The sequence below is a fragment of the Mesorhizobium sp. M5C.F.Ca.ET.164.01.1.1 genome (assembly GCF_004792125.1).
GTDB lineage: Bacteria > Pseudomonadota > Alphaproteobacteria > Rhizobiales > Rhizobiaceae > Mesorhizobium > Mesorhizobium wenxiniae.
Genome location: NZ_SRTG01000001.1, coordinates 484844 through 507477, shown reverse-complemented (window position 1 = coordinate 507477; position 22634 = coordinate 484844). Strand labels below are relative to the sequence as shown.

Genomic DNA, 22634 nt, shown 5'->3' with positions numbered 1-22634 from the left:
CTCAACAAAGGAGACAGACCATGACCGACCTCAACACGATCGCCGAAAATTACATCACTGCCTGGAACGAGAGCGACGCCATGCGACGGCAAGCCTTGCTCAAGGCGGCCTTCACCGAGGACATCAGCTACCGCGATCCGATCATGCAGGGCGACGGCCATGACGGCGTCGCCGCACTGATCGAAGGCGTCCAGCAGCGTTTTTCCGGCTTCCGGTTTTCGCTGAAGGGCAAGCCGGACGGGTTTGGCGACACGATCCGCTTCTCGTGGAATCTCGGGCCGGAAGGCACGGATTCCGTCATCGAAGGCACCGACATCGGCGTCATCGAGAATGGCCGCCTTAAAAGCGTCACCGGCTTTCTCGACAAGGTTCCGGCACAGTGACGTCATCTCAGGCCTCGGCGGGGGTGGGAAACCACTCACGCCGTGGCGGCCTTGATGGCTGGGTAAAGCAAGCGGTAGCGTTGATAGGCATCCGCATAGGCATTGCTTAGTGCGGCGACCGGTTCGATGGTGGCATCGGTGGCCGGCGCCGTGCACACTGTGAGCGGATCGGCGCCCGTCGCCGCGATCATGCCGAGTCGCGCCGCACCGAAGGCAGCGCCGAAATCGCCATCGGCCGGAATGTCGACGGGCAGGCCGAGCGCGGTGGCGACTGCCTTCAGCCAATAGCGCGAGCGCGAGCCGCCGCCGATCGCCGTCACCCGCGTCAGCGTCGTGCCGGCCGTGGCCAGGGCCTCGAGACTGTCGCGGAAGGCGAAAGCCACACCTTCGACTACCGCCCGGGTCAGCACAGCGCGGCTCGATTCATGCGCAAGCCCGGTGAACGCGCCGCGGATGGCCGAGTCATTGTGCGGCGTACGCTCGCCGGAGAGATAGGGCAGGAAGGACACGCCGGTCGGCGCTTTCAGCGTATCGCCGAGTTCCGCGGTCAGCTCGCCAGCGCCTTTCCCCGATATCTCCGACAGCCAGTTGAGCGAATCGGTTGCCGACAGGATGACGCCCATCTGGTGCCAGGTGTCGGGCAGCGCGTGGCAGAACGTATGCACCGCGCTTTCCGGGTTTGGCAGATAGGCGGCGTTGGCGGCAAACAGCACGCCTGACGTGCCAAGCGAGACGAAGGCCTGGCCGGCGGCGACCGTGCCCATGCCGCAGGCCGACGCCGCATTGTCGCCGGCGCCGCCGGCGATCGGGATGCCGGCCTGCATTCCCCATTTCGAGGCCAGTTCGCTGCGCAGGGCGCCGGCCTTCTCAGTGCCATCGACCAGTGACGGCATCTGCTTCTCGTCGAGCGATGTGGCGGAAAGCAGGTCGGATGACCAGCCTCGCTTGCCGACATCGAGCCAGGACGTGCCTGCCGAGTCCGACATCTCCGAAATATGTTCGCCGGTGAGCCAGAGCCGCAGGAAATCCTTCGGCAACAAGACCTTTGCCACTTTGGCGAAAACATCCGGCTCGTTGTTTTTCACCCAGACCAGCTTTGGCGCGGTGAAACCGGGGAAGACAATGTTGCCGGTCAGATTGCGAAAGCGCGGATCGGCGTCGAGCTTGGCCGCCTCGGCATGGCTGCGCGTGTCGTTCCACAGGATGCAGGGGCGCAGCACCTGGTCGCCGGCATCGAGCAATGTAGCGCCGTGCATCTGGCCGGAGAGGCCGATGCCTCTGATGGCAGCGAGCTGCTCCGGATGGGAAGCCTTCAGCTCGGCGATCGCCTCCTCGCAGGCGCGAATCCAGTCAGCGGGGTTCTGCTCCGACCAGCCGGGATGCGGCCGCGAAACGTCGAGCGACGCATGGCCGGAGCCGATGACGCTCTGCCCGGCGTCGATCAAAAGCGCCTTGACGCCCGACGTGCCAAGATCGAGGCCGAGATACATGGTGTCCTCCCACTGCCATTAATTTTTTCGGATCTCGAAAAAATCTGACTTCGCAGTTTTTAAGACAAGATCCACCTCCGGTCAATTCTCCGACAAATCGGCGGCCCGCCGCGAGAACAGCGCCGAGAGCGGACTGTCCGGCCGTGCCAGCGCGCGTTCCGCGGCAAGCGCACTCGCCAGCGCATGATCGCCGGAACGCAACGCCGCTTCGATCAGCGTCAGGTCGATGACGTCGCGTTGCGCGTGGCTGCCGCCGAACCGGTGAGCGATCGCCCGGATTGGCCGGATCAGGCGCACCGTCTCGATGTAGTTGCCGTCGCCGAATGCTTTGATGGCGAGCGTCAAGGGATGGCCGACGTCGCGGGTGAAGGCGGCGTTGTCGTCGTTGCCGTGCATGGCCTCGCTCTGCGCCTCGAGCAAGGCGCGAACCGGCGCTTCTTGGCCGGCGCCGATGAACGCCATCATCGCGTGGGCATCGTTGAAGGCATAATTGCCGGCGCTGGCCTTGGCCCAGTTGGCGGCGAGCGCCGCCCAGCGGGCGCCGACATCGACGCCGCCGAGATGCAGCCGCCACAGGATCGCCGAAGCGTCGACCATGTTGAGCGCCAGCGTCGAGCGCTCGCCGTAGATCGGCCCGTCATAGAGCGCCAGCACCTGTTCGGTCTCGCCGAGATCGTAGTGAAACAGCGCCAGATGCCACCAATTGTGCACTTGCAGGAAGCTTTCCTTTGTCCACGCTTCGGGGTTGGCTCGCATCCAAGCGATGCCGTCCTTTTGCCGGCTCTGCATTTCCATGACATGGGCGACGGCGTGCTGTGCCCAGCCGTCGCGCGGCTCGATGTCGACTGCCATGCGGCCAAGCCTTTCGGCGCGCGCAAAGTCGCCCATTTCCTCCAGCCCGAACGCCTGCATGCCGAGTATGGCGTGGTAGCCTGGCATGCCGCTTTGCCACGACGGCAGCGCGCGGCCGATGCGGTCGCGCAGCATGCGGGCATTGCCGGTGAAGAAATCGATCTGGTGCCCGGTCTGCAGCGCCAGCGCATCGAGCGGAAACTCGATGGCGATATCCTCGAGCAGACGGGCGGCTTCATGCCAGCGTCCTGCGGCAAGACGGCCGAGCGCAGCGACATGCGCCTGCTCACGCGGCGTCGCCGCAAGCGGCAGCGACGCCTCATAGCAAGTCCCGGCCACGGCTGTCGCCTCACGCTCGGTGGCGAGGCCGAAGAGATAGCCCTTGAACACATGCGCCATGACCAAGTCGGGATCCTCGGCGATGGCGCGATCGACCGAGCCGACCGGATCGCCGATGAAGCATTGCAGTTCGCGGACAGCCTGGCTGTAGGACGAGAACCCGGCCTCGGTTGCACCCGAAAATGTCAGGCCGAATGCGTCCCTGACTGGCATTTCATGTCCTCAATTGCCCGAGCGCATCGCCACCGTCGCGATGCCGGCGCCGACCAGCAGCGTGCCGCCGGTGCGGTTGAAGATGCGGATCGCCAGGGGATTACGCACGACGTTGCGCGCCCTTGCCGCGATCAACGCGTAGCCGAAGGCATTGGCGAAGGCGAGCGCCAGGAAGGTCGTTTCGAAGATCAGCATCTGCGTCCAGAAGTCGGCGTGCCGGTCGAGAAACTGCGGCAGGAAGGCGACGAAGAAGGTGATGCTTTTCGGGTTGAGCGCGGTGACCAGCCAGGCATGCGCCATCATCTTGGCCGACGACACCGCGTCTAGGCGCGGCTCGGCCTTGAGCGTGCCACCGGCGCGAAACAGCTTTACGCCGAGATAGATCAGATAACCGGCGCCGATCACCTTAAGCAGCGTGAATACGGTGGCCGACGCCGCCAGCAGCGCGCCGATGCCCAGCATCGACAGCGTCATCGCCGTGAAGTCGCCGAGCGCCACGCCGACCGCCATCGGCAGCGCGCTGCGCCAGCCCTGGCCGAGAGCATAGGACACGACCAGAAGGATGGTCGGGCCGGGAATGACAAGAAGGATCGTCGAGGCGGCGGCAAAGGCGGCCCAGTTTTCGAAGGACATGTTCGTCTCCTTGAGCTCAAAGAAAAGGATAAATCCTTGGACTCGCAAAGATGTAAAGGGGCAGCATCGAAAATGTGCGGCGCGACGGCTCGGCCCGGGAGGTTAAGGAAGGGCAAGACGTCTTCACGCTTTTTCAACCATGATTGGTGAAAATGCACTCTATCCGGCCGGACCGTGTTTCCCGCCGACAGCGTAGGGTTTGGGTAGATGCGTGAGTTGCCGCAAGGTCTGACGCCGCCGTACAATGGCGACGAAATCGAAATCGATATTTCCGAAATCCAGCTTTCCCGCCGCGCAGTGTTGTCCGGCGCCGGTGCACTGGCGCTGCTCGGCGTCGCCGGCTGCAGCCAGACGCTCGATTTGTCGGCGCTGCAACTCGACGGCGTCACCACCGGCGCGATCACCCCCATCCGCCCAAGCATCAGCGTCGACAAGAACATCACCAGTCCCGATGTGATGTATGCCTCCGTCACCGACGGCGGCTTCACGCTGCCGGAAGTGCCCTACCTCAAAGTCAAGCCGGAGTTCCGTCGCCAGATCGTCGTCGACCCGACCGGCGAGCAGCCCGGCACCATCGTCGTCCATTCGCAGGAGCGGCTGCTCTACCTGGTGCAGCCCGGCGGTGATGCGATCCGCTACGGCGTCGGCATCGGCAAGGAAGGCTTCCGCTGGTCCGGCCGCGCCAACATCCAGTACGGCAAGGAATGGCCGACCTGGACGCCGCCGGCCGAGATGATCGCCCGCAAGCCGGAACTGGTGAAATGGCAGGCCGGGCAACCCGGCGGCCTCGACAACCCGCTCGGCGCGCGCGCCCTCTACATCTACCAGAACGGCCACGACACCGGCTACCGCATCCACGGCTCGCCCGAATGGTGGAGCATCGGCCAGGCGATGTCGTCGGGCTGCGTTCGCCTGATCAACCAGGACATCATCGACCTCTACAGCCGCGTCTCCAGCAAGAACCCGGTCGTCGTCGTCTGACCCTCCCGGTTGTCGTCTGATCTGATAGCGTGGCCGGCGCGGCCGCTCGACTCTCCCGTTGCGTGATCTCGCAAGACAGGCGAATGTGCCTGCAAAGCCACTGCTCGGGAGACGTGAAGCATGTCCGGAACTTTTGTGATCGCGCAAGGCGGCGGCCCGACCGCCGTCATCAACCAGACGATGGTGGGCGCCGCGCTCGAAATCCGCAAGCGGCATCCCGGCGCTAAGGTCCTGGGCTCGATCCATGGCGTGCGCGGCATTCGTGACGGCAACTATGTCGATCTCTCAGCCATTCCAGAGGATCGGCTGCGGCTGATTGCGGCAACGCCGAGCGCCGCGCTTGGATCGACGCGCGACAAGCCGGATGACGCCTATTGCGAGATCATCCTCAATGGTCTGAAGAAGGCCGGCGCCGACGCGTTCATCTATATCGGCGGCAACGACACGTCGGGCACGCAGCAGATCCTGACCGATGCCGCCGGCGGCAAGATGGCTTTCGTCCATGCGCCGAAAACCATCGACAACGATCTCGAGGAGAACGACCACACGCCCGGCTTCATTTCGGCAGCCGAGTTCGTCGCCGGCGCCTTCCTCTCGGTCGACCTCGACTTCCGTGCTCTGCCGGGTATCTATGTCGGCATAGTCATGGGGCGGCATGCCGGCTTCCTCACCGCCGCCGCTGCCGCATGGCAGCTTGACCCCGACAGCGGCCCGCATCTCATCTATGTGCCGGAGCGGCCGTTCTCGGCTGCGGCCTTCATCGACGACGTGCGCGCTACGCTCGACCGCCACAAGCGCTGCATCGTTGCCGTGTCCGAAGGCGTCAGCACCGCCGACGGCAAGGCACTGGTCGAAAGCCTTGTGCCGGCGGAGAAACTGGAGCGCGATGCGCATGGCAACGTCAAGTTGTCGGGCAGCGACCTGCCGGCCGCCCTCGAGCGCGCGCTGGCCGAAGGATTGCCGGGCAAGCGGGCGCGTGTCGATGCGCTCGGCTACATGCCGCGCGGCTATGTCGGCGCCATCAACGCCGTCGATGCGCAGGAAGCCTTCGAGGCCGGCGTTTTTGCGGTCGCTGTCGCCGAACAGGGCGGCGGCTCGGTGGCGCTGCAATATGACGGCAAGAAAACCGTGCTGAAGAAGGTGCCGCTGCAAAACGTCGCCGGCAAGACCCGCCACATGCCCGACGATTTCATGCTGCCGCAGGTCAACCAGCTCTCCGATGCCGGCATGGCCTATCTGAAGCGACTGGTTCCCGAAAAATACAAGGTTGGAAAACCGTTCGTCTGATGCCGGCTCGCTTCTGATGCCGGATATTGACTGGTTCAGCAAGACGAAGATCGACGCCGTTACAACCATGCTGACCGAGCCGTTCGTGCATGATTTCGTGCGCGCCAACATCTGGCATCTTCGCGGCCGCGACGTCGACCTGCTTGTCGACACCGGCATGGGCATCCGCCCGCTGGCGCCGGAGATCGACACGCCGGCGGGTAAGCCGCTGCTCGTCGTCGCCACCCATATCCATCTCGACCATGTCGGCTCGCTGCACGAATTCCCGCTGCGGGCCGGGCCGAGACACAGCGCCGCGTATTTCAACAGCATGGATGACGCCGTCACCTACGCCCACATGTTCCACGATCTCGACGGCGCCGTCTCGAAGCTGCCGGCGCCCGGCTGGAAAGCTGCCGATTACAAAATTCCGCCGGCGCCGCTGACGCGAACACTTGACGAGGGCGACACGGTCGATCTCGGCGACCGGCAATTCCGCGTGCTGCACCTGCCCGGCCATTCGCCCGATTCGATCGCGTTGTTCGACGAGGCCGACGGCCTGTTCTTCGCCGGCGAAGCCATCTACGACGCGATGCTGATCGACGACCTGCCGGACTCCGACCGATCAGCCTATCGCCGGACGATGCAGCGGCTGCTCGATCTGCCGATCCGCATCGGGCATGGCGGCCACGGCCCGAGCTTCGACGCCAAACGGATGCGCGAGATCGCCAACGGCTATCTCAGGCGGACAGACGGGATCGGCGCATAAGAGGCTTCGATGGCCGGCAGGACAGAGCCGGGAAGAGATGCGAGCTCGTGATCCCTGTCGGCAATTTGTTCTTGCTTTGTGCATTATGTTATCGATTTCCGCATAGTGCTGATCGCGCCAACAACCCGCCGCCAGGCGGGTTTCTTGTTTCAGGTCGGCGCTACTCCTCTTCATCAAGGGTTCGACTCCAGCCATGCATCTGGCGAGCGGGCGACACCGACCCGATAAATTAAATCTTCGTAATATCATCTGGTAACCGCGATCGCCGCCCTAGATACGGGGGCTGTCGATCCGGTCGGCTGCCTCCAGGCGAGACAGGCAAGACGACCCTCGACACGTCCGTCAAGATTCTGGTTGCCCGGCAGAGCATCTTCGAGAAGACTGGTGAAGGCCGACAGACGGCCTCAAGCAAACGGATTGTCTCGATGGTCACCCGCGGCTTCTCTTCAGGACGAAAGCCCCCTACGGATGCGGATGCGCGCATCCCGCCCGGGCAGTATCTCGAGCAAGGATTCCCGGTGCTGTCGGCCGGGCCGACGCCGCGCGTGCGCACCGAGGACTGGTCGTTCACGCTCAAGCACGGACCGCGGCCGATCAAGAGGTGGAACTGGACAGAGTTCAACGCACTGCCTTTGACCAAGATGACGCGCGATATCCATTGTGTCACCGCGTGGACCAGGTTCGACACGGCGTGGCAGGGCGTGCTGGTCGACGATATTCTGGCGGATGCCGGCATTGATCCACTGAGCCCCTTCACGCTGGCGCTGTCCTTCGACGGCTACACCACCAACGTGCCGACGAAAGATCTCACCGCCGGCAAGGCGATGGTGGCGCTGCTTTACGAAGGCAAGCCGATCACGCCGGACCATGGCGGCCCGGCGCGGCTGCTGGTTCCGCATCTCTATTTCTGGAAATCGGCCAAATGGCTGAACGGGCTGCAGTTCACCGAGCGCGACGAGCCCGGGTTCTGGGAGTTGCGCGGCTATCACATCTATGGCGACCCGTGGCGCGAGCAGCGCTATACGGGCGATCCATGAGCGACGGGCCGGCGGCGCAGTCGCCCTGGCAGACCGTCACCATCCGACGCATCGAAAAGCGCACGCCGCGCGTCACCAGCTTTTTCCTCGAGCCGTCGCGGCCCTTCGCCTATCGTGCCGGGCAGCATGTCGATGTCAGGCTGACGGCGCCGGACGGCTATCAGGCGGGTCGCTCCTACTCGATCGCCTCGGCACCGGAAGCCGGCGAGACGATCGAACTGGCGATCGAAAGGCTCGATGATGGCGAGGTCTCGCCGTTCTTCCACGATATCGCGGCTGTTGGCGACGAGGTCGAATTGCGCGGACCGCTCGGCGGCCACTTCGTCTGGTCCGACGGCGACGGCGGCCCGCTTCTGCTGGTCGGCGGCGGGTCCGGCGTGGTTCCGCTTATGGCGATGATCCGCCATCGCGCGGCGCGCAGATCGGCGGTGCCCGTGGCACTGGTGTTTTCCGCACGGGTCTGGGGCGAGGTGATCTTTCGCGACGAACTGATCGACTTCCACGATCGTCGGGACGGCTTCGATCTGGTGCTGACGCTGACCCGCGAGGCCGCCCGGCGCCCGGCGGACTATTCGCGGCGGGTCGATGCCGCGATGATAGAGCAATCGATGGTGCGGCTCTCCGCGCCGCCAAGATTCGCTTTTGTCTGCGGCTCGAATGCTTTCGTGTCGGCCGCCGCTCAGGCGCTGATCGATGCCGGCGTTCCGGCAGGCCTCATCCGCACCGAGCGCTATGGGGTTTAATGCATGTCGCGCAAAAGTGTGCAGCGGTTTTGCGATAACGACATGCATAGAAAACGACAACGTAAAGCGCGTCGCATAAGGCCGGCCAAACGCGACGCGCTTTAGCCGCCTCGCCGGTCAGGCGTCGATTTCGAGCGCCGTCAGTGGCTTCGTACAGCAGGCAAGGATGAAGCCATCATCGATCTCGTGATCGAGGATGCCGCCATTGTGGCTCATCTCGACTGTGCCCGAGACCTTTTTCACCTTGCAGGTTCCACACAGGCCGAACTCGCAAGCCGCTGGGATGCGCACGCCCGAAGCGCGCGCCGTCTGCAGCACGGTCTGGCCGGCAACGCAGTCGGCATCGACATCCGAAAGCGAGAAGCGGATCGGCGTTGCGGCCTCGGCAGGTGCCTCGACCCCGCCCTCTGCCGGCCCACCCTCTGCCGGCCCACCCTTTGCCAGTGATGTGAACGGGGCCAGTTTTTCCTCCACCACTGGGGCCGCAAAGCTCTCCTGATGATAGTTGGCCAGGTCGAATCCGGCCGCCTCAAGCATCTGCTGCACGGCGCGCATGAACGGGTCGGGACCACAGCAGAAAATTTCGCGCTCGCGAAAATCGGGCGCCAGCAGCGGCAGCCGTATCGCGTCGATCCGGCCCATATGGCCGAACCAGCCCTCGCGGCTGGAGCGCTCCTCGATCATGAAGCCAAGCGTTAGGCCCGGCATGCGGCTGCCGAGCAGTTCGAGCTCCTTGCGGAAGATGATCTCCTCGGGCTTTCGTGCGCAGTTGACGAAGCCGACATCTGTCCATGGCGCGCAGTCGTTCAGCCAGCGAAGCATTGACATCATCGGTGTCACGCCGGAGCCGGCCGAAATGAACAGATACTTGGCCGCGGGGTGGCTGTGCAGCGAAAAGTCGCCGGTCGGCCCATAGGCTTTCACGTGAACGCCGGGTTTCAGATTGTCGAACATCCAGCGTGTGCCGAGGCTGCCGGCCTGCGCTTTCACCGTCACCGCGATCGAGAACGGCCGCGACGGCGAGGACGACAGCGTATAGGTCCGCATCAGCGGGCCCTCAGTGGTCGGCAGTTCAAGCGTCACGAACTGCCCCGGTCTGTAGCGGAACCAGGTCTGGTTGTCGGAGCGGAAGGTGAAGGTCTTCACGTCAGGCGCCTCGTCGCTGACGCCGATCACTTCCAGCACCTGAAGCCTGTCGTTCCAGGGCGCCATTTCGTCGAGATGGCGGTAGAGCCCGAGATCCGTCATCGCATTCATACCCTTGACCTTTCTCAGGCGACGCTGCGCAACGCCGGCCGGCCGTCCTCGGCAAGGCGCGGCCCGATGAAGGAGGCGTACCATTCGACGAACTGGATGACGCCGCCCTCATGCAGTTCAGAATAGGGGCCGGGCTCATAGGCCGGCGACAGGATGCCGAAGGCGTTTTCCTCGACGATGCGGCGGTCCTGATCGTTGGTCTCGGTCCAGACATGGGTGAGTTCGGCGAGATCGTAATCGACGCCTTCGACCGCGTCCTTGTGGACGAGCCATTTGGTGGTGACGGCCGTTTCCGTGGCGCTGATCGGCAGCACGCGGAAGGTGACGGCATGGTCGCCGAGGATGTGGTTCCAGGTCGTCGGATAGTGATAGAGCAGCAGCGAGCCGATGCGCTCGGTCGAAACGCTGTCGGAAAGGTTCTTCTTCACCGCGCGTCTTCCCGTCATCGTGTAGCTGACGGCATCGCGCAGCAGCGGCGCGCGGGTGGCGCGATACTGCCCGGCCGGATCGATGCGGAACTTGCTTGGCAAGCCCGCCGCCTCGCATCTCGCCCAGTGCGCGAGCATCTCCGGATCGCTATCGGCGCCCTGCACGCCAGTCACGGTCGGCGCTTCCGGGAATGTCTTGCACAGTTCCGGATGGTTGCCGGCGCAATGGTAGCACTCGCGGTTGTTTTCCCAGACGAGCTTCCAGTTGCCCTTCTCGACGATGGTCGATTCGAAGGCGATTTTTGCCTCCCGCAGCCGGTGCGGCAGGAGGTAAGGCTCGATCATGGCGCGCATCGGCGCGAAATCGGCGGGCTCCTTGGCCAGGCAGATGAAGATGTAGCCGCCAACGCTTTCGCAAGCCACCGGCTTCAGGCTGAACTGACTCTTGTCGAAGCCGTCCGCCATCTGCCTTGCGAACAAAAGCCGGCCATCCAGCTCGTAGGTCCACTGGTGATAGGGGCAGACGAGCTTCGCCGCCGTGCCTTTGTCAGCGTTGCAGACGCGGCTGCCGCGATGCCGACAGGAATTGTGGAAGGCATTGATCCTGCCTTGCTGGTCGCGGACCAGCACGACCGGATAGTCGCCGATCTGGGCAGTGATGTAGCTGCCCGGCTTCGGCAACTCGCAATCGTGGCCGATGAACAGCCAGTCGCGATACCAGATCAGCTCCATGTCGAGCTTGAAGAAATCGGCATCGGTATAGAAGGGCTGCTCGAGCGAATAGCCTTCCCTGCGGCCGTGCAGGAGCCTCAGCATATCGTTGCGCGCATCCATGTCCTGTCCTCATAGCCGTCGCATCGGCCCGAAATCGGAATCGATTCGGAAAGCACGATGCGCAATTCATAGCGTTGGAGCGTACTTTGTGCGTCCAAATGGACGCACGTCGCTCCAAAGACTGAACTGGTGGTGATGGAGGAAGGATCGCTAGCAGGCCGGCGACAGGCCAGACATGCATTATCCACCTCTTGACCGCCCACCGCGATCAGTCGAGTCTAGAAATCTCGGGCTGGTTTCCGGGCTCTGGAGTGTCCTTGCGGGCTCATCGCGACACCTTCCCGGGCTTGTGGCCCAGTGGTCTCCCGTTGCGACTTGAACTCCACCACCGTTGCGGGGGCAGCGCCGGGTTCTGACCGGCTTCCCAATTCTCCGCTTCGTCGTCACCAAGCGGCACCTGAGTTGGCGTGATCTAATCATGAGGGCTGGCTGACTGTCGGCATGAAAGCGACATCGTATCCATGCGGCGCGACACGGCCGGCCATAAACCTGTGGGCCGGGGTTTGAGGGGGATGAAATTGCACCCGGGCTGCGAGCGCTGCCGGTTCTGAAAGCACGCAGGATGTTAACCATTGAGGGCGCCTAATGGTTAACGATTCGACAACAACTCGGCACCGGCTTTTAAGCCGCTTCTAAAATCGAACCGAACGGTTCGTTTCTGTTGACAATGCGTGCATGACGCTGTGAACGCAGGTCCGGCAATCCGTCAAATGGTCGAATGGCGCCTTTGGCATAAGCCTCTGAAAACTAAACGTAAAATAACACTATTAGAAGCATCTGGTACAATTTCAAGATGTAGATTCTTGGTCCACACGGAACAACTTAGTGATTGGAATCCGCCGAAGGGCCTTCCCACATCGGGGGCTGTCCGAACGACGCGAATTCCTCCCAAGACACGCCGCTAGACGGACGGAAAACTAAAGATACTGGAGTACTAAAAATGAAAAAGATTGCTCTTACTGCCGTCGCCGTTCTGGCCATCACCGGCAGCGCCTTTGCTGGCAGCGACCATTATGGGTCCAACGGCGCCAACCAGCCGACCGCTGCGGTCGACAGCTCGTACACGGCTTCCATTCAGAAGCCGGCTCACGCTGAAAAGCCCGTTGTCCAGGGCGCCGATCGCAACCTTTTCGGCAACAATTAACAGCTGATCCCAAACAGCAGCACGGCGTTGTCTTTCATAACGACTGCGGCCGCCGCGCTGAGGGGATACGAATCCAGGAGTACTAGAAATGAAAATGATCATTCTTGCCGCCGCCATTCTGGCCGTCTCCGGCAGCGCTTTTGCCGGCAGCGACAATTTTGGATCGAACGGCGCCAACCAGCCGGCCGCTGCGGTCGACAACAGCTCGTACACGGCTTCGATTCAGAATTCGGCTTCGGCGCAAAAACCGGTTCCGGCTGACGAGAAGCCCGTCCACGGCAGCGACCGTAACCTCTTCGGCAACAACTAATGTCGATCCTAACAGCAGCGGCGGCATTTGCCCGCCGCGCTGGTGGAACACGAAAAATCCAGGAGTACTGAAATGAAGAAGATCGTTCTTGCGACCGCCGCCGTTCTGGCCGTCGTCGGCAGCGCATTTGCCGGTAGCGACAATTATGGATCGAACGGCGCCAACCAACCGGCCGTTGCGGTCGACAGCTCGTACACGGCTTCGATCCAGAATTCGGCCCCGGCGCAGAATCCGGTTCCGGCTGACGAGAAGCCTGTCCACGGCAGCGACCGCAACCTGTTCGGCCGCTAACATTGACCTGAACGCACAAGAGCGGCGGGCTTTGCCCGCCGCTCTTGTTTTTTTGCCTTTTTTTTTGCCTTCGCCAAACTGCCTGTATCCAGCAGTTAGGCCGCCTTTGCTTCCGCCTTGTGGAGCGTGAAGGAATGTCCGTCGGCGTCGAAAATGTGCAGGTCTCCTGCATCGGCATTCAACCGCAGCGCAGCACCCCGCTTGACCTCGACATTGCCGGGCAGCTTGGTCACCAGCGGCAGGTCGGCGCGGCCGATGTCGACATAGACGAGCTGAACCTCGCCGAGCTGCTCGACATAATCCACCGTTCCCTCGAAAAGATAATCCGCGCCGGTGGCGATCATCAGATCCTCCGGCCGCACGCCGAAGCTGACCGAAGCGCCCTTCGCCGACGCCGGCGTGGCGATCGGCACCGTCGCCTTGCGCCCGCCGACATGACTGACGACGGTCGGGTCGCCTGATTTGTCGATTGTCGCCGGCAGGATGTTCATTGCCGGCGAGCCGATGAACTGGGCAACGAACAGATTGCCGGGTTTCTTGTAGAGATCCATCGGCGTGCCGACCTGCTCGATATGGCCCTCCTTGAGCACAACGATGCGGTCCGCCAGCGTCATCGCCTCGACCTGGTCGTGGGTGACGTAGATCATCGTTGTAGCCGGCATCGACTCCTTGAGCTTGGCGATCTCGATGCGGGTGGCGACGCGCAGTGCCGCGTCGAGGTTCGACAGCGGCTCGTCGAACAGGAAAACCTTCGGGTTGCGCACGATGGCGCGGCCGATGGCGACGCGCTGGCGCTGGCCGCCCGACATCGCCTTGGGCAGGCGGTCGAGATATTTTGTCAGCTGCAGGATTTCCGCGGCCTGGCGCACCCGCTTGTCGATCTCTGCCTTGCTCTCCTTGCCGATCTTCATCGAGAACGCCATGTTGTCGTAGACGGTCATGTGCGGATAGAGCGCATAGGACTGGAACACCATGGCGATGCCCCGCTTCGACGGCGGCACGTCGTTGACCACCTCGCCGTCGATCCGGAGCTCCCCGGAGGTGATTTCCTCAAGCCCGGCGATGGACCGCAGCAAGGTCGACTTGCCACAGCCGGAAGGGCCGACGAAGACGATGAACTCGCCCGACTTTATGTCGAGGTCGATGCCGTGGAGAATGTTGAGATTGCCATATGATTTCTTCACTTGCCTTAGCGTGACATCGGCCATGATTCCCTCCAGTGAATTGCAAATTCAGTTGACACGCCCCAACCAGGCGCCGTAGCCGCCGAGGCGGATAGAGCCGACGCCAGTCTGTCCCGAAAACCCGTGCCCCGGCAAGGGTTGCAGCGAGCGTCCGCCGAGATCGATTTCGGCCGGTCGGCTGCCAAGATTGAAGGCGCAGACGATCTGCTCGTTGCCCTCGCGGCGCGTGAAGGCGACCGTATCGCCCTGGCTTTCGATGAAGTCTATTTCGCCCTTGGCCAGCGCCGGATGCGAACGGCGGAAAGCGAGAAAGCGCCGGTAGTGTTCGAGCAGCGAGCTGTCGTCGCCCTGCTGCACATCGACCGCTTGCGATAGGTGCTTGGCGGGCACGGGGAGCCAGGGCTTTACCTTGGAGAAGCCGCCATTGCCGTCGGCGCCATTCCAGACCATCGGCGTGCGGCAGCCGTCGCGGCCCTTGAACTCCGGCCAGAAGCGGATGCCGTAGGGGTCCTGCAGGTCCTCGAATTGCAATTCCGCTTCGCCAAGGCCAAGTTCCTCGCCCTGATAGATGCAGACCGAACCGCGCAGCGACATCAGCAGCGCCGAGATCACCTTGAGATAAGCGGTCTGGTCGGCCTCGCCCGCCGCCCAGCGCGAGGCAGTGCGCATCACGTCATGGTTGGAGAAGGCCCAGCACGACCAGCCGTCGCTCGCAACCTTGCCGAAGGCTTCCAGCACCGAACGCACCTTTGCCGCGCTGATCTTTTCGGGCGCCAGGAAGTCGAACGAATAGCACATGTGCACGCGCTTGCTGCCGGCGGTATAGGCCGCCACCACCTCGAGCCCGCGCTGCGAATCGCCGACTTCGCCGACCGCCGCCGTCGCCGGATATTCGTCGAGCAGCGCGCGGAAGCGTTCTAGGAAGCCGAGATTTTCGGGGCGGCTCTTGTCGTAGAGATGGTCCTGGTAGTTGTAAGGGTTGACGGAAGGAGCGGTCTGGTCGTTGCGCTCTTCGGGCGGCAGCGGCGGATTGTCCTCCAGGCCCTGGCTGTGGAAGTAGAAGTTGATGGTATCGAGGCGGAAGCCGTCGACGCCGCGCTCCAGCCAGAAGCGGGTGACATCGAGCAGCGCATCCTGGACCGCGCGGCTGTGGAAGTTGAGATCGGGCTGCTCGGCCAGGAAATTATGCAGGTAATATTGCTGGCGGCTGGTGTCCCACTGCCAGGCCGAGCCGCCGAAGATCGACAGCCAGTTGTTGGGTGGCGTGCCGTCGGGCCTGGCGTCGGCCCAGACATACCAGTCCGCCTTCGGATTGGTTCGGCTCGAGCGGCTTTCCCTAAACCACGGATGGATGTCGGCGGTATGCGACAGCACCTCGTCGACCATCACCTTGAGCCCGACCCTGTGCGCCTCGGCGGTCAGGGCATCGAAATCGGCCAGCGTGCCGAACATCGGATCGACGTCGCAATAGTCTGATACGTCGTAGCCGAAATCCTTCATCGGCGACTTGAAGAACGGCGAGATCCAGATGGCATCGACGCCGAGCGCCGCGATGTAGGGCAGCCTGCCGATGATGCCCTTGAGGTCGCCGATGCCGTCGCCGTCCGAGTCCTGGTAGCTGCGCGGATAGATCTGGTAGATCACGGCGCCTCGCCACCAGTCGCGGTCGACTGCGAGGTCGGGTCTCAACGTCGCTTTCACAGCGGATTGCATGAGCTCAACCTCCCTTCACCGAGCCGGCAAGCAGCCCGCGGACGAAATAGCGCTGCAGCGAGAAGAACACGATCAGCGGCACGACGATCGTGATGAAAGCCGATGTCGTCAGGATCTCCCAGTCGCCGCCGCGCGAGCCGAGCAATGCGTTGAGCTTGGCGGTCAGCACGATCTGGTCGCCCTCGGTGCCGAGGAAAACCATCGCGACCAGCAGGTCGTTCCACACCCACAGGAACTGGAATATGGCGAAGGAGGCCAGCACCGGAAACGACAGCGGCAGCACGATCTTGACGAAGATCTCGAAATCACTGGCGCCGTCGATGCGCGCCGATTCCATGATTTCGCGCGGCAGGCCGGCAATGTAGCTTCTGAGGAGATAGATGGCGAAGGGCAGGCCGAAGCCGGTATGCGCCAGCCAGATGCCGAGATAGGTTTTCGACGGCACGCCGAAGAAGCTGCCGACGCCGTTGTAGAGCTTCAGCAGCGGGATCAGCGACATCTGCAGCGGCACGACCAAGAGGCCGATGATCACCGCGATGAGCAACGCCCGGCCAGGAAAGCGCATCCAGGCCAGCGCATAGGCCGCGAACGCCGCGATCAGGATCGGGATGACCGTCGCCGGAATGGTGACGGTCAGCGAATTCATGAAGGAGCGGCCGATGCCTTCCGAAAACAGCACCGTATTGTAATTGTCGGTGGTGAATTTCGGCGGCGCCGACGAGGCGTAGTAGACGCGCTGGCCGCGCTCGCCCTCAAAGGGCTTCGGTGAGGTCATGACGAAACTGCCGTCGGCGTTGAGCTGCAAGGTCTCGCCGTCGCCAAGATCGGCTGTCGTGCCGGCGGGATATTGCGTCGGCGCCGCCGACTTGACGCCGAAGGCGCTGATGTCGCGGGCCGGATCGTCGCCGAAGATGTTGCCCTCGAGGACGAACTTGCCGTCCTTCTCGACTTGCGCCGAGGCGGGTGGCAGCCGGCCCGCTTCCGTCTGGGTGGAACTGGCGAACGAGTTCCACCAGCCCGAGGCGATGATCTGATCCTTGTCGCGAAGCGATGAGACGAGAATGCCGAGCGTCGGCACGGTCCAGATCGCGACGAAGATGAAGACAGCGATATGGACGCCGAAACGGCTGGCAAAGGACTTTCCGGTCGCCACGGCCATCTCAATGTCCTCCCGTTTCTTTGTTGGCCTGGCGGATGTTCCAGACCATGATCGGAATGACCGCGATCATGATGATGATGGCGATGGTGGCGCCGCGGCCGAAATCGCCGCCGCCGCGGAACATCCAGTCGAACATCAGATTGGCCAGCACCTGGCTGTTCCATTGGCCATTGGTCATGGTCAGCACGATGTCGAAAACCTTCAGCACCAGGATGGTGATGGTGGTCCAGACGACGGCGATCGTGCCCCAGATCTGCGGCACCATGATCTTCCAGAAGATCTGGAACGGATTGGCGCCGTCGATGACGGCCGCTTCCAGCGTCTCTTCGGGGATACCCCGCAAGGCAGAGGACAGGATGACCATGGCAAAGCCGGTCTGTATCCAGATCAGGATGATCATCAGGAAGAAATTGTTCCAGAACGGCAGCGATATCCAGACCTGCGGCTGGCCGCCGAAATACTGGATGATGGCGTTGAGCAGGCCGATCTGCGTCTGGCCCGCGCCGCGATACTCGTAGATGAATTTCCAGATGACGCTGGCGCCGACAAACGAGATGGCCAACGGCAGGAAGATGAGGCTCTTGGCGATAGTGCCCCACCAGATCTTGTCGGTGAGGACAGCGATGATCAGCCCGAGGAAAGTGCAGGCGGCAGGCACGACCGCCAGCCAGATGATGTTGTTGAGGATGGAAGTGCGGAACTCGCGGTCGCCGAACGCCCATTCATAATTGGCGAAGCCGACGAAGTTGGCGCCACCGCGATCGAGGAACGACAGCCTGAGCGTCTCCACGACCGGGTAGATCAGGTAGATGGTTAGGATGATCATGGCCGGGCCGACGAACAGCCACGGCCGGATCATCCCCTGCCGGCGCAGATTGTCGATGGCTGCAGCACCTGCAACGCCGCGCGACGGGAAGATGATGTCCACCAGCTTGTTGGCGCCCCAGAAGTAGGCGACGCAGCCGCCGACGCCGACGATGATGACGAATATGGCCGAGAAAATCTGAGCCGCCACGGGTCCCTCCCTCTGCGCATGATCCGCCAGTCGAGAATGGCTTTGGCGACGGATCATGCGCCGATTCAGTTGTTTGGAACGCGACCGGATGCAAGGCGGGGTCTTGCTGGTCGCGCGTCATGCCGGAATGTGCTCATAAACAAAGATTGCTGCGGCGCGGGCCGCCGGTCGGATCCGGGCCACTGAGGCCCGGATCCATTCAGGATCGGCAGTCCGCACGTTCAGCTGGGACCGCCTACTTGATCGCGTCCCAGCTCTTCTGGATGTCAGTGGCGACATCCTGGGCGGACTTGCCGCCGACGAGATCGATCATGCCGGTCCAGAAGGCGCCGGCGCCGATCTTGCCCGGCATAAGGTCGGACCCGTCGAAGCGGAAGGTCGAGGCTTCGGCAAGGATTTCGCCCTGCTTCTTCAGCGCGTCGCTGGCATAGGCGTCCTTGTTGACCGACTTGAATGGCGTCACGAAGCCGCCTTGGGCCATCCAGATCTCATGGGCGAGCGGCATCTTCAGGAATTCGATGAACGCGCGGGCACTCTTGCTATCCTTGGTGATCATGGCCAGCGTGCCGGCGCCGAGCACCGGGGTGCCGAGGTCGGGCTTGGAAGCATAAGGTGGGAAGTAGAAGAAGTCGGCGTCCTGGCCGATCTCAGTGCCTTCCGGGAAGAAGGTCGGGATGAACGACGCCTGATGGTGCAAATAGCATTTCGGCGGCACCGAGAACAGGCCTTTCGGGCTGTCGCGGAAGTCGGTCGCCGCCACCGCCTTGGCGCCGCCGTCGACCATCTTGTCGTCGGTCGCGATCTTGCCGAAAATGTCGATGGCGTTGACCACCGCGGGATCGCTGAATGGGATCTCGTTCTTCACCCACTTGTCGTAGGTCTCGGGCGTCTGCGTGCGCAGCATGATGTCCTCGACCCAGTCGGTCGCCGGCCAGCCGGTGGCGCCGCCCGAACCGAGCCCGATGCACCATGGCGTGCCGCCGTCGGCGATGATCTTCTTTTCAAGCTCGGCGAGCTCTTCCTGCGTCTTCGGCACCTCGTAATCGGCTTCCTCGAAATTGTCCGGCGAGTACCAGACCAGCGATTTCACGTCGGCCTTGTAGGGGAAGGCGAAGAAGCCCGGCTTGCCGTCCTTGTCGTTGAAGGTGCCGAGATCGACCCATGACTGGCCGGCGCCGTAATTGTCCTTGATCCAGTTGGCGGTGTCGTCGCCGAGCGGCGTCAGCAGGCCCTTGGACGCCAGATCCTGGATCAGGCCCGGCTGCGGCAGCACCGCGATGTTGGGCGGGCTGCCGGCCTGCGTGTCGATGACGATCTGCTGCTCGTAATTTTCCGACGACGAGTATTTGATCTCAGCGCCGGTGGCCTCCGAGAAATAGTCGAGAACGGTGCGCACAAGGCCCTCGTCCTCGCCGCGCCATGGCCCGAAGATCGATAGCGTCTCGCCCTTGAGGTCGACCTTCTTGAGCTCTTCGTAGTTCGCCCAGTTGAAGCGGGGGTCCTCACCCGGCTTGAACTTCAGTTCGGCTTGCGCCGGTGCGCCCAGGGCGAGCGTGACAAAAGCGGCGCTCAGCAGAAGCATTTTCGTCATAGGTATTCCCTCCCAGTGGTGACAAACACCGGACGGAACCTCCATTCCGTCCGCCGACGCCGCAGGACTGTGACTCAGTCGGAAAGGAACCGCAACCTTTCGAAGAGCCTTCCAAAGCGCTTTGGTCATTTCGATCACGCCACTGAATGGATCAGGAGTCAAGAGGGAGATAAGCTAATCGATTTAATTCTGCCGACATAAGGAGCAACTAAATTGCGATGCAGTATGGTTTTTTGGCGCTGCAGCAGCAAATTTTGCTTCAAACCGGTCAGAAACAGTGCTTATGGTCTTAGATGCAGCAGCGCTGCCGTGGCGGGGCCGACAATCCATTGTTAAAAGCGCTTTGAGGCTTGGAGGCCTCCGGTGAACCTCAAACAGCTTTCCCACATGCTGGCGCTTTCGCAGACAACGGTAAGCCGTGCGCTCAACGGCTACCCGGAAGTCAACGAGGAAACGCGCCGGCGGGTGATCGACGCCGCCAAGCGCCACGGCTACCGCCCCAACCCGAGCGCGCGCCGGCTGGCGACCGGCAAGACCGGGATGATCGGTTATGTCTTGCCGACCGGGACAACCGTCGACATCGACCCGCATTTCGTCGAATTCCTGTCGGGTCTCGGCGACTACGCCCGTTCGCACGAACTCGACCTGGTTCTGTCACCGGCCGATGCCGACGACCAGGAGACGACCTACCGGCGTATCGTCGCCAACCGGCAGGTCGACGCCGTCTACATCTCCTCGCCGAGGCCGGCCGACCGGCGAGTGGCGCTGGTCAGCACGCTCGGCATCCCCTTCATCGTCCATGGCCGCAGCGAGGGCCTGGATTTCGACTACCCCTTCACCGACATCGACAATGAGGGCGCCTTCCACGAAGCGACACGGCTACTCGTCCAACTCGGTCACCGGCGGCTGGCGCTGATCAACGGTGACGACCGCGAGACCTTCGCCATTCACCGCGAGCGTGGCGTGCGCCGGGCGCTGGCGGCGAGCGGTCTGGCGCTTGGCGAAGGCCATGTCTGTTCCCTCGCCATGACCGAGGAGAACGGCTACCGCGCCGCCAGACGGCTGCTCGAGCGGAGCGATGCGCCGACGGCGATCGCCTGCTCCAGCCTGATCATGGCGCTAGGCGTCGTGCGCGCGGCGCGCGATCTCGGCCTGACCATCCCCGGCGACCTGTCGCTGATCGCCCATGACGACGTTTTCCCCTGGCTGAAGCCGGAGAATTTTTCGGTGCCGTTGTCGACGACGCGTTCGTCGATCCGTTTGGCCGGCGCGCGCGTCGCCGAGCGGCTGGCGGCGCGGATTTCCGGATTGGAGGAGGGCGCCCGCGGCGAAGTCTGGCCGGTCGATCTGGTGGTAAGGGGATCGGTCGCCGGCGCGCCGACGTAAGGGTCAAATCCTAATCGCTCTGAACGACGGAGTTCGACCCTCTGCGGAAGTTCGCTGGCTTTGGCCGAACTCACGCCTTACGACCCAAAGTCGGACATTCCGGGCTCTTATTTGCTTCCAGATAGCGGACCTCACCGCCATGGCGTTTCGCGGGCCTCCGCGAGCTCCCTTCCGGCCACTGGTATTCGAGGCCGCACTGTCAGCTGCGTATCACAGGGAAAAGCGCAAAAGCGATCTGTCCAGCAAGGCCGAGCAGATGGGCGGGCTCCGCATAGAGCGCCATATGCCCGATGACCGTGCGCCCCGAAAGCACCACCGATAGCGCCGCTTCGGTCAGCATCAGCAGCACGAAGGCCACCGCGCCCGTGCCCGCGGCTTCGGATAGCGATAGTTTGCGGCCACGGAGCAGCCAACCGCAGATGATCCATGCGGCGGTCAGGATCACCGGCAGCTCGACCGCCACGGCGCCGAGTTCATCCAGCTGCGGAACCAGGACCAGCATGCGGATCGTGCCGAGCGCGAAGCCGACTGCGAAGACAGAGGCGAAGTAGAGCGCGCCGAGACGAATGGCCCTCATGGGGCGATCACCGACCGAACAGGACGCCGCAGCGAGCGCGGCATCGGCTGCGCGTAGCCGAATCGCAGCACGAGATCGGGCCGGCGGTTGCCAAGCCCGAGAAGGGACTGCAGTTCCCGGCGGACAGACGGCACTTCGACCGGCTGGTTCAGATGCGCGTGCCGGATGCCGAGAGCGGTCGCCTGCAAGGCAAATCGCTGGTAGCTGCGCCCCGCCCGAACCCAGTGTGCGGGATCGTCGCGCTCCGAAACGAACACGGCAAGCCCGCTGCTCGACCGTACCTGTCTTGCGTACCGGTCGTTCTCCGCATCGGGTTTGAAGAAAACACCGAACATGATCCGGCCGAGGAAGGTCGGCAGCGACGGGTTTCCCGAGCAGCCGGAATAGAGCCCGTCACCCATCTCGATTGCCGCGCGGGCGTTAAAGCGCAACCAGGATCCCAGCTCCTCGGCAAAGGCCGGGTCCGAGACTTGGGTAGCGTTTGCTGCAAGGATCAGTTCCAGAACCTGTTCGATCTTCGCGCGATCCTCGATCAGCAGCAATTCGCACCCGGCAACGCGCGCCGCAACTTGCATTGCGCTGAGATCGCTGCGGGGTACCGGGCGCCCGCTGAAATCCGACCGCGTGCACTGGCGTTCGAGGATCGCGTCGAACAGCCCGTCGCGGTTTCCCACCTGCCCGAGCGCGATCTCGATGCGCGCCTCGCCATCGGTAGCGAATTCCATCGCCGAGGACCGCCCCGCAGCGCCCGCCGCCAGCATCAGGTTCTCTGCTGCGCAACCCAGCGAAGCGTAGAGGTGGTGGTGATCGGAATCGGCCACTGGCAGGGCGCGTGCCATGTCGGGTAGGATCGCAACCCCCTCGGTCGTCCGGCGGAAGCGCCAAGCCTGCGCATTGTGGCTGTTGGCGGCGAGTGTGGTGTAGTGCACGAGCCCCATGAACTCGGCCGGGTCTCGGTGTGACCAAAGCGCAGCGGTGGCGGCGTCGTAATCAGGTCCTCGGTTCAGCATGAGAGCGCCTCCTCCGGCAATTGCGGCAG

The 22634-nt window shown here is 63.1% G+C and carries 22 protein-coding genes and 1 riboswitch; of the genes, 10 read left to right on the top strand and 12 right to left on the bottom strand.

The window, feature by feature from the left end; genetic code table 11:
* Nucleotides 1-20 precede the first annotated feature (20 nt).
* Nucleotides 21-383, top strand: coding sequence for a nuclear transport factor 2 family protein (locus tag EN807_RS02340; RefSeq protein WP_135933733.1), 363 nt, complete (start codon nt 21-23; stop codon nt 381-383).
* A 35-nt stretch (nt 384-418) separates the two neighbouring features.
* On the opposite strand, the gene xylB is transcribed toward EN807_RS02340, so the two are convergent.
* The 3 genes from xylB to EN807_RS02325 all read right to left on the bottom strand — a co-directional run bounded on the left by xylB (nt 419) and on the right by EN807_RS02325 (nt 3910).
* Nucleotides 419-1873: a xylulokinase gene (gene xylB / locus EN807_RS02335; RefSeq protein ID WP_135933732.1), complete on the bottom strand. Its 1455-nt coding sequence runs from the start codon at nt 1871-1873 to the stop codon at nt 419-421.
* Between the two features lie 81 nt (nt 1874-1954).
* Nucleotides 1955-3277 (bottom strand): tetratricopeptide repeat protein, encoded by a 1323-nt coding sequence (locus tag EN807_RS02330; RefSeq protein WP_135933731.1) that lies wholly within the window; start codon nt 3275-3277, stop codon nt 1955-1957.
* A 9-nt stretch (nt 3278-3286) separates the two neighbouring features.
* On the bottom strand, nt 3287-3910 hold the full coding sequence (locus EN807_RS02325) for a LysE family translocator (RefSeq protein WP_135933730.1): 624 nt from the start codon (nt 3908-3910) through the stop codon (nt 3287-3289).
* Nucleotides 3911-4177: 267 nt separating this feature from the next.
* Here EN807_RS02325 and EN807_RS02320 point away from each other — a divergent pair, with 267 nt between their 5' ends.
* From EN807_RS02320 to EN807_RS02300, 5 genes are all read left to right on the top strand, one after another.
* A complete protein-coding gene (locus tag EN807_RS02320) occupies nt 4178-4891 on the top strand; it encodes a L,D-transpeptidase (protein WP_189522442.1) in 714 nt (237 codons plus the stop codon).
* Between the two features lie 120 nt (nt 4892-5011).
* Complete coding sequence (locus EN807_RS02315) at nt 5012-6178, top strand: diphosphate--fructose-6-phosphate 1-phosphotransferase (RefSeq protein WP_135933728.1); 1167 nt, start codon at nt 5012-5014, stop codon at nt 6176-6178.
* Nucleotides 6179-6194: 16 nt separating this feature from the next.
* Nucleotides 6195-6926, top strand: a complete 732-nt coding sequence (locus tag EN807_RS02310; protein ID WP_135933727.1) for an MBL fold metallo-hydrolase — start codon at nt 6195-6197, stop codon at nt 6924-6926.
* Between the two features lie 425 nt (nt 6927-7351).
* On the top strand, nt 7352-7963 hold the full coding sequence (locus tag EN807_RS02305) for a molybdopterin-dependent oxidoreductase (RefSeq protein ID WP_135933726.1): 612 nt from the start codon (nt 7352-7354) through the stop codon (nt 7961-7963).
* Nucleotides 7960-8706, top strand: coding sequence for an FAD-binding oxidoreductase (locus tag EN807_RS02300; RefSeq protein ID WP_135933725.1), 747 nt, complete (start codon nt 7960-7962; stop codon nt 8704-8706). The genes EN807_RS02305 and EN807_RS02300 overlap by 4 nt, the downstream gene beginning before the upstream one ends.
* Before the next feature lie 117 nt (nt 8707-8823).
* On the opposite strand, the gene EN807_RS02295 is transcribed toward EN807_RS02300, so the two are convergent.
* Nucleotides 8824-9954, bottom strand: coding sequence for a hybrid-cluster NAD(P)-dependent oxidoreductase (locus EN807_RS02295; RefSeq protein WP_135935755.1), 1131 nt, complete (start codon nt 9952-9954; stop codon nt 8824-8826).
* Between the two features lie 23 nt (nt 9955-9977).
* Complete coding sequence (locus EN807_RS02290) at nt 9978-11225, bottom strand: aromatic ring-hydroxylating dioxygenase subunit alpha (RefSeq protein WP_135933724.1); 1248 nt, start codon at nt 11223-11225, stop codon at nt 9978-9980.
* A 212-nt stretch (nt 11226-11437) separates the two neighbouring features.
* Nucleotides 11438-11641: riboswitch (cobalamin riboswitch) on the bottom strand.
* Between the two features lie 524 nt (nt 11642-12165).
* Between EN807_RS02290 and EN807_RS02285 the strand changes: the two genes are divergently transcribed.
* The 3 genes from EN807_RS02285 (at nt 12166) to EN807_RS02275 (ending at nt 12970) form a co-directional block, all read left to right on the top strand.
* Nucleotides 12166-12369 carry a DUF680 domain-containing protein gene (locus tag EN807_RS02285; protein WP_135933723.1) on the top strand — a complete coding sequence of 68 codons (204 nt, stop codon included), beginning with the start codon at nt 12166-12168 and terminating at the stop codon, nt 12367-12369.
* Between the two features lie 88 nt (nt 12370-12457).
* Nucleotides 12458-12679: a DUF680 domain-containing protein gene (locus EN807_RS02280; RefSeq protein WP_135933722.1), complete on the top strand. Its 222-nt coding sequence runs from the start codon at nt 12458-12460 to the stop codon at nt 12677-12679.
* A gap of 72 nt (nt 12680-12751) precedes the next feature.
* Nucleotides 12752-12970, top strand: coding sequence for a DUF680 domain-containing protein (locus tag EN807_RS02275; protein ID WP_135933721.1), 219 nt, complete (start codon nt 12752-12754; stop codon nt 12968-12970).
* Nucleotides 12971-13065: 95 nt separating this feature from the next.
* On the opposite strand, the gene ugpC is transcribed toward EN807_RS02275, so the two are convergent.
* The 5 genes from ugpC to EN807_RS02250 form a co-directional block, all read right to left on the bottom strand.
* Nucleotides 13066-14178: a sn-glycerol-3-phosphate ABC transporter ATP-binding protein UgpC gene (ugpC, locus tag EN807_RS02270; protein WP_135933720.1), complete on the bottom strand. Its 1113-nt coding sequence runs from the start codon at nt 14176-14178 to the stop codon at nt 13066-13068.
* Nucleotides 14179-14202: 24 nt separating this feature from the next.
* Complete coding sequence (locus tag EN807_RS02265) at nt 14203-15867, bottom strand: alpha-glucosidase (protein ID WP_135933719.1); 1665 nt, start codon at nt 15865-15867, stop codon at nt 14203-14205.
* Nucleotides 15868-15871: 4 nt separating this feature from the next.
* The gene (locus tag EN807_RS02260) at nt 15872-17026 is read right to left on the bottom strand and encodes a carbohydrate ABC transporter permease (RefSeq protein WP_127316995.1); all 1155 of its coding nucleotides are present in this window, start codon (nt 17024-17026) and stop codon (nt 15872-15874) included.
* Between the two features lies 1 nt (nt 17027).
* The gene (locus EN807_RS02255) at nt 17028-18041 is read right to left on the bottom strand and encodes a sugar ABC transporter permease (RefSeq protein ID WP_127206654.1); all 1014 of its coding nucleotides are present in this window, start codon (nt 18039-18041) and stop codon (nt 17028-17030) included.
* A 235-nt stretch (nt 18042-18276) separates the two neighbouring features.
* Entirely contained in the window at nt 18277-19632 is a 1356-nt protein-coding gene (locus EN807_RS02250) for an ABC transporter substrate-binding protein (protein WP_135933718.1), read from the bottom strand.
* A 363-nt stretch (nt 19633-19995) separates the two neighbouring features.
* Here EN807_RS02250 and EN807_RS02245 point away from each other — a divergent pair, with 363 nt between their 5' ends.
* Nucleotides 19996-21018 carry a substrate-binding domain-containing protein gene (locus EN807_RS02245; protein ID WP_135933717.1) on the top strand — a complete coding sequence of 341 codons (1023 nt, stop codon included), beginning with the start codon at nt 19996-19998 and terminating at the stop codon, nt 21016-21018.
* Nucleotides 21019-21217: 199 nt separating this feature from the next.
* Here the strand turns inward: EN807_RS02245 and EN807_RS02240 are convergent, their stop codons facing one another.
* Nucleotides 21218-21595: a hypothetical protein gene (locus EN807_RS02240; RefSeq protein ID WP_065006780.1), complete on the bottom strand. Its 378-nt coding sequence runs from the start codon at nt 21593-21595 to the stop codon at nt 21218-21220.
* On the bottom strand, nt 21592-22605 hold the full coding sequence (locus tag EN807_RS02235; RefSeq protein WP_246684002.1) for a Tat pathway signal protein: 1014 nt from the start codon (nt 22603-22605) through the stop codon (nt 21592-21594). Before EN807_RS02235 ends, EN807_RS02240 begins: the two co-directional genes overlap by 4 nt.
* Between the last annotated feature and the right edge of the window lie 29 nt (nt 22606-22634).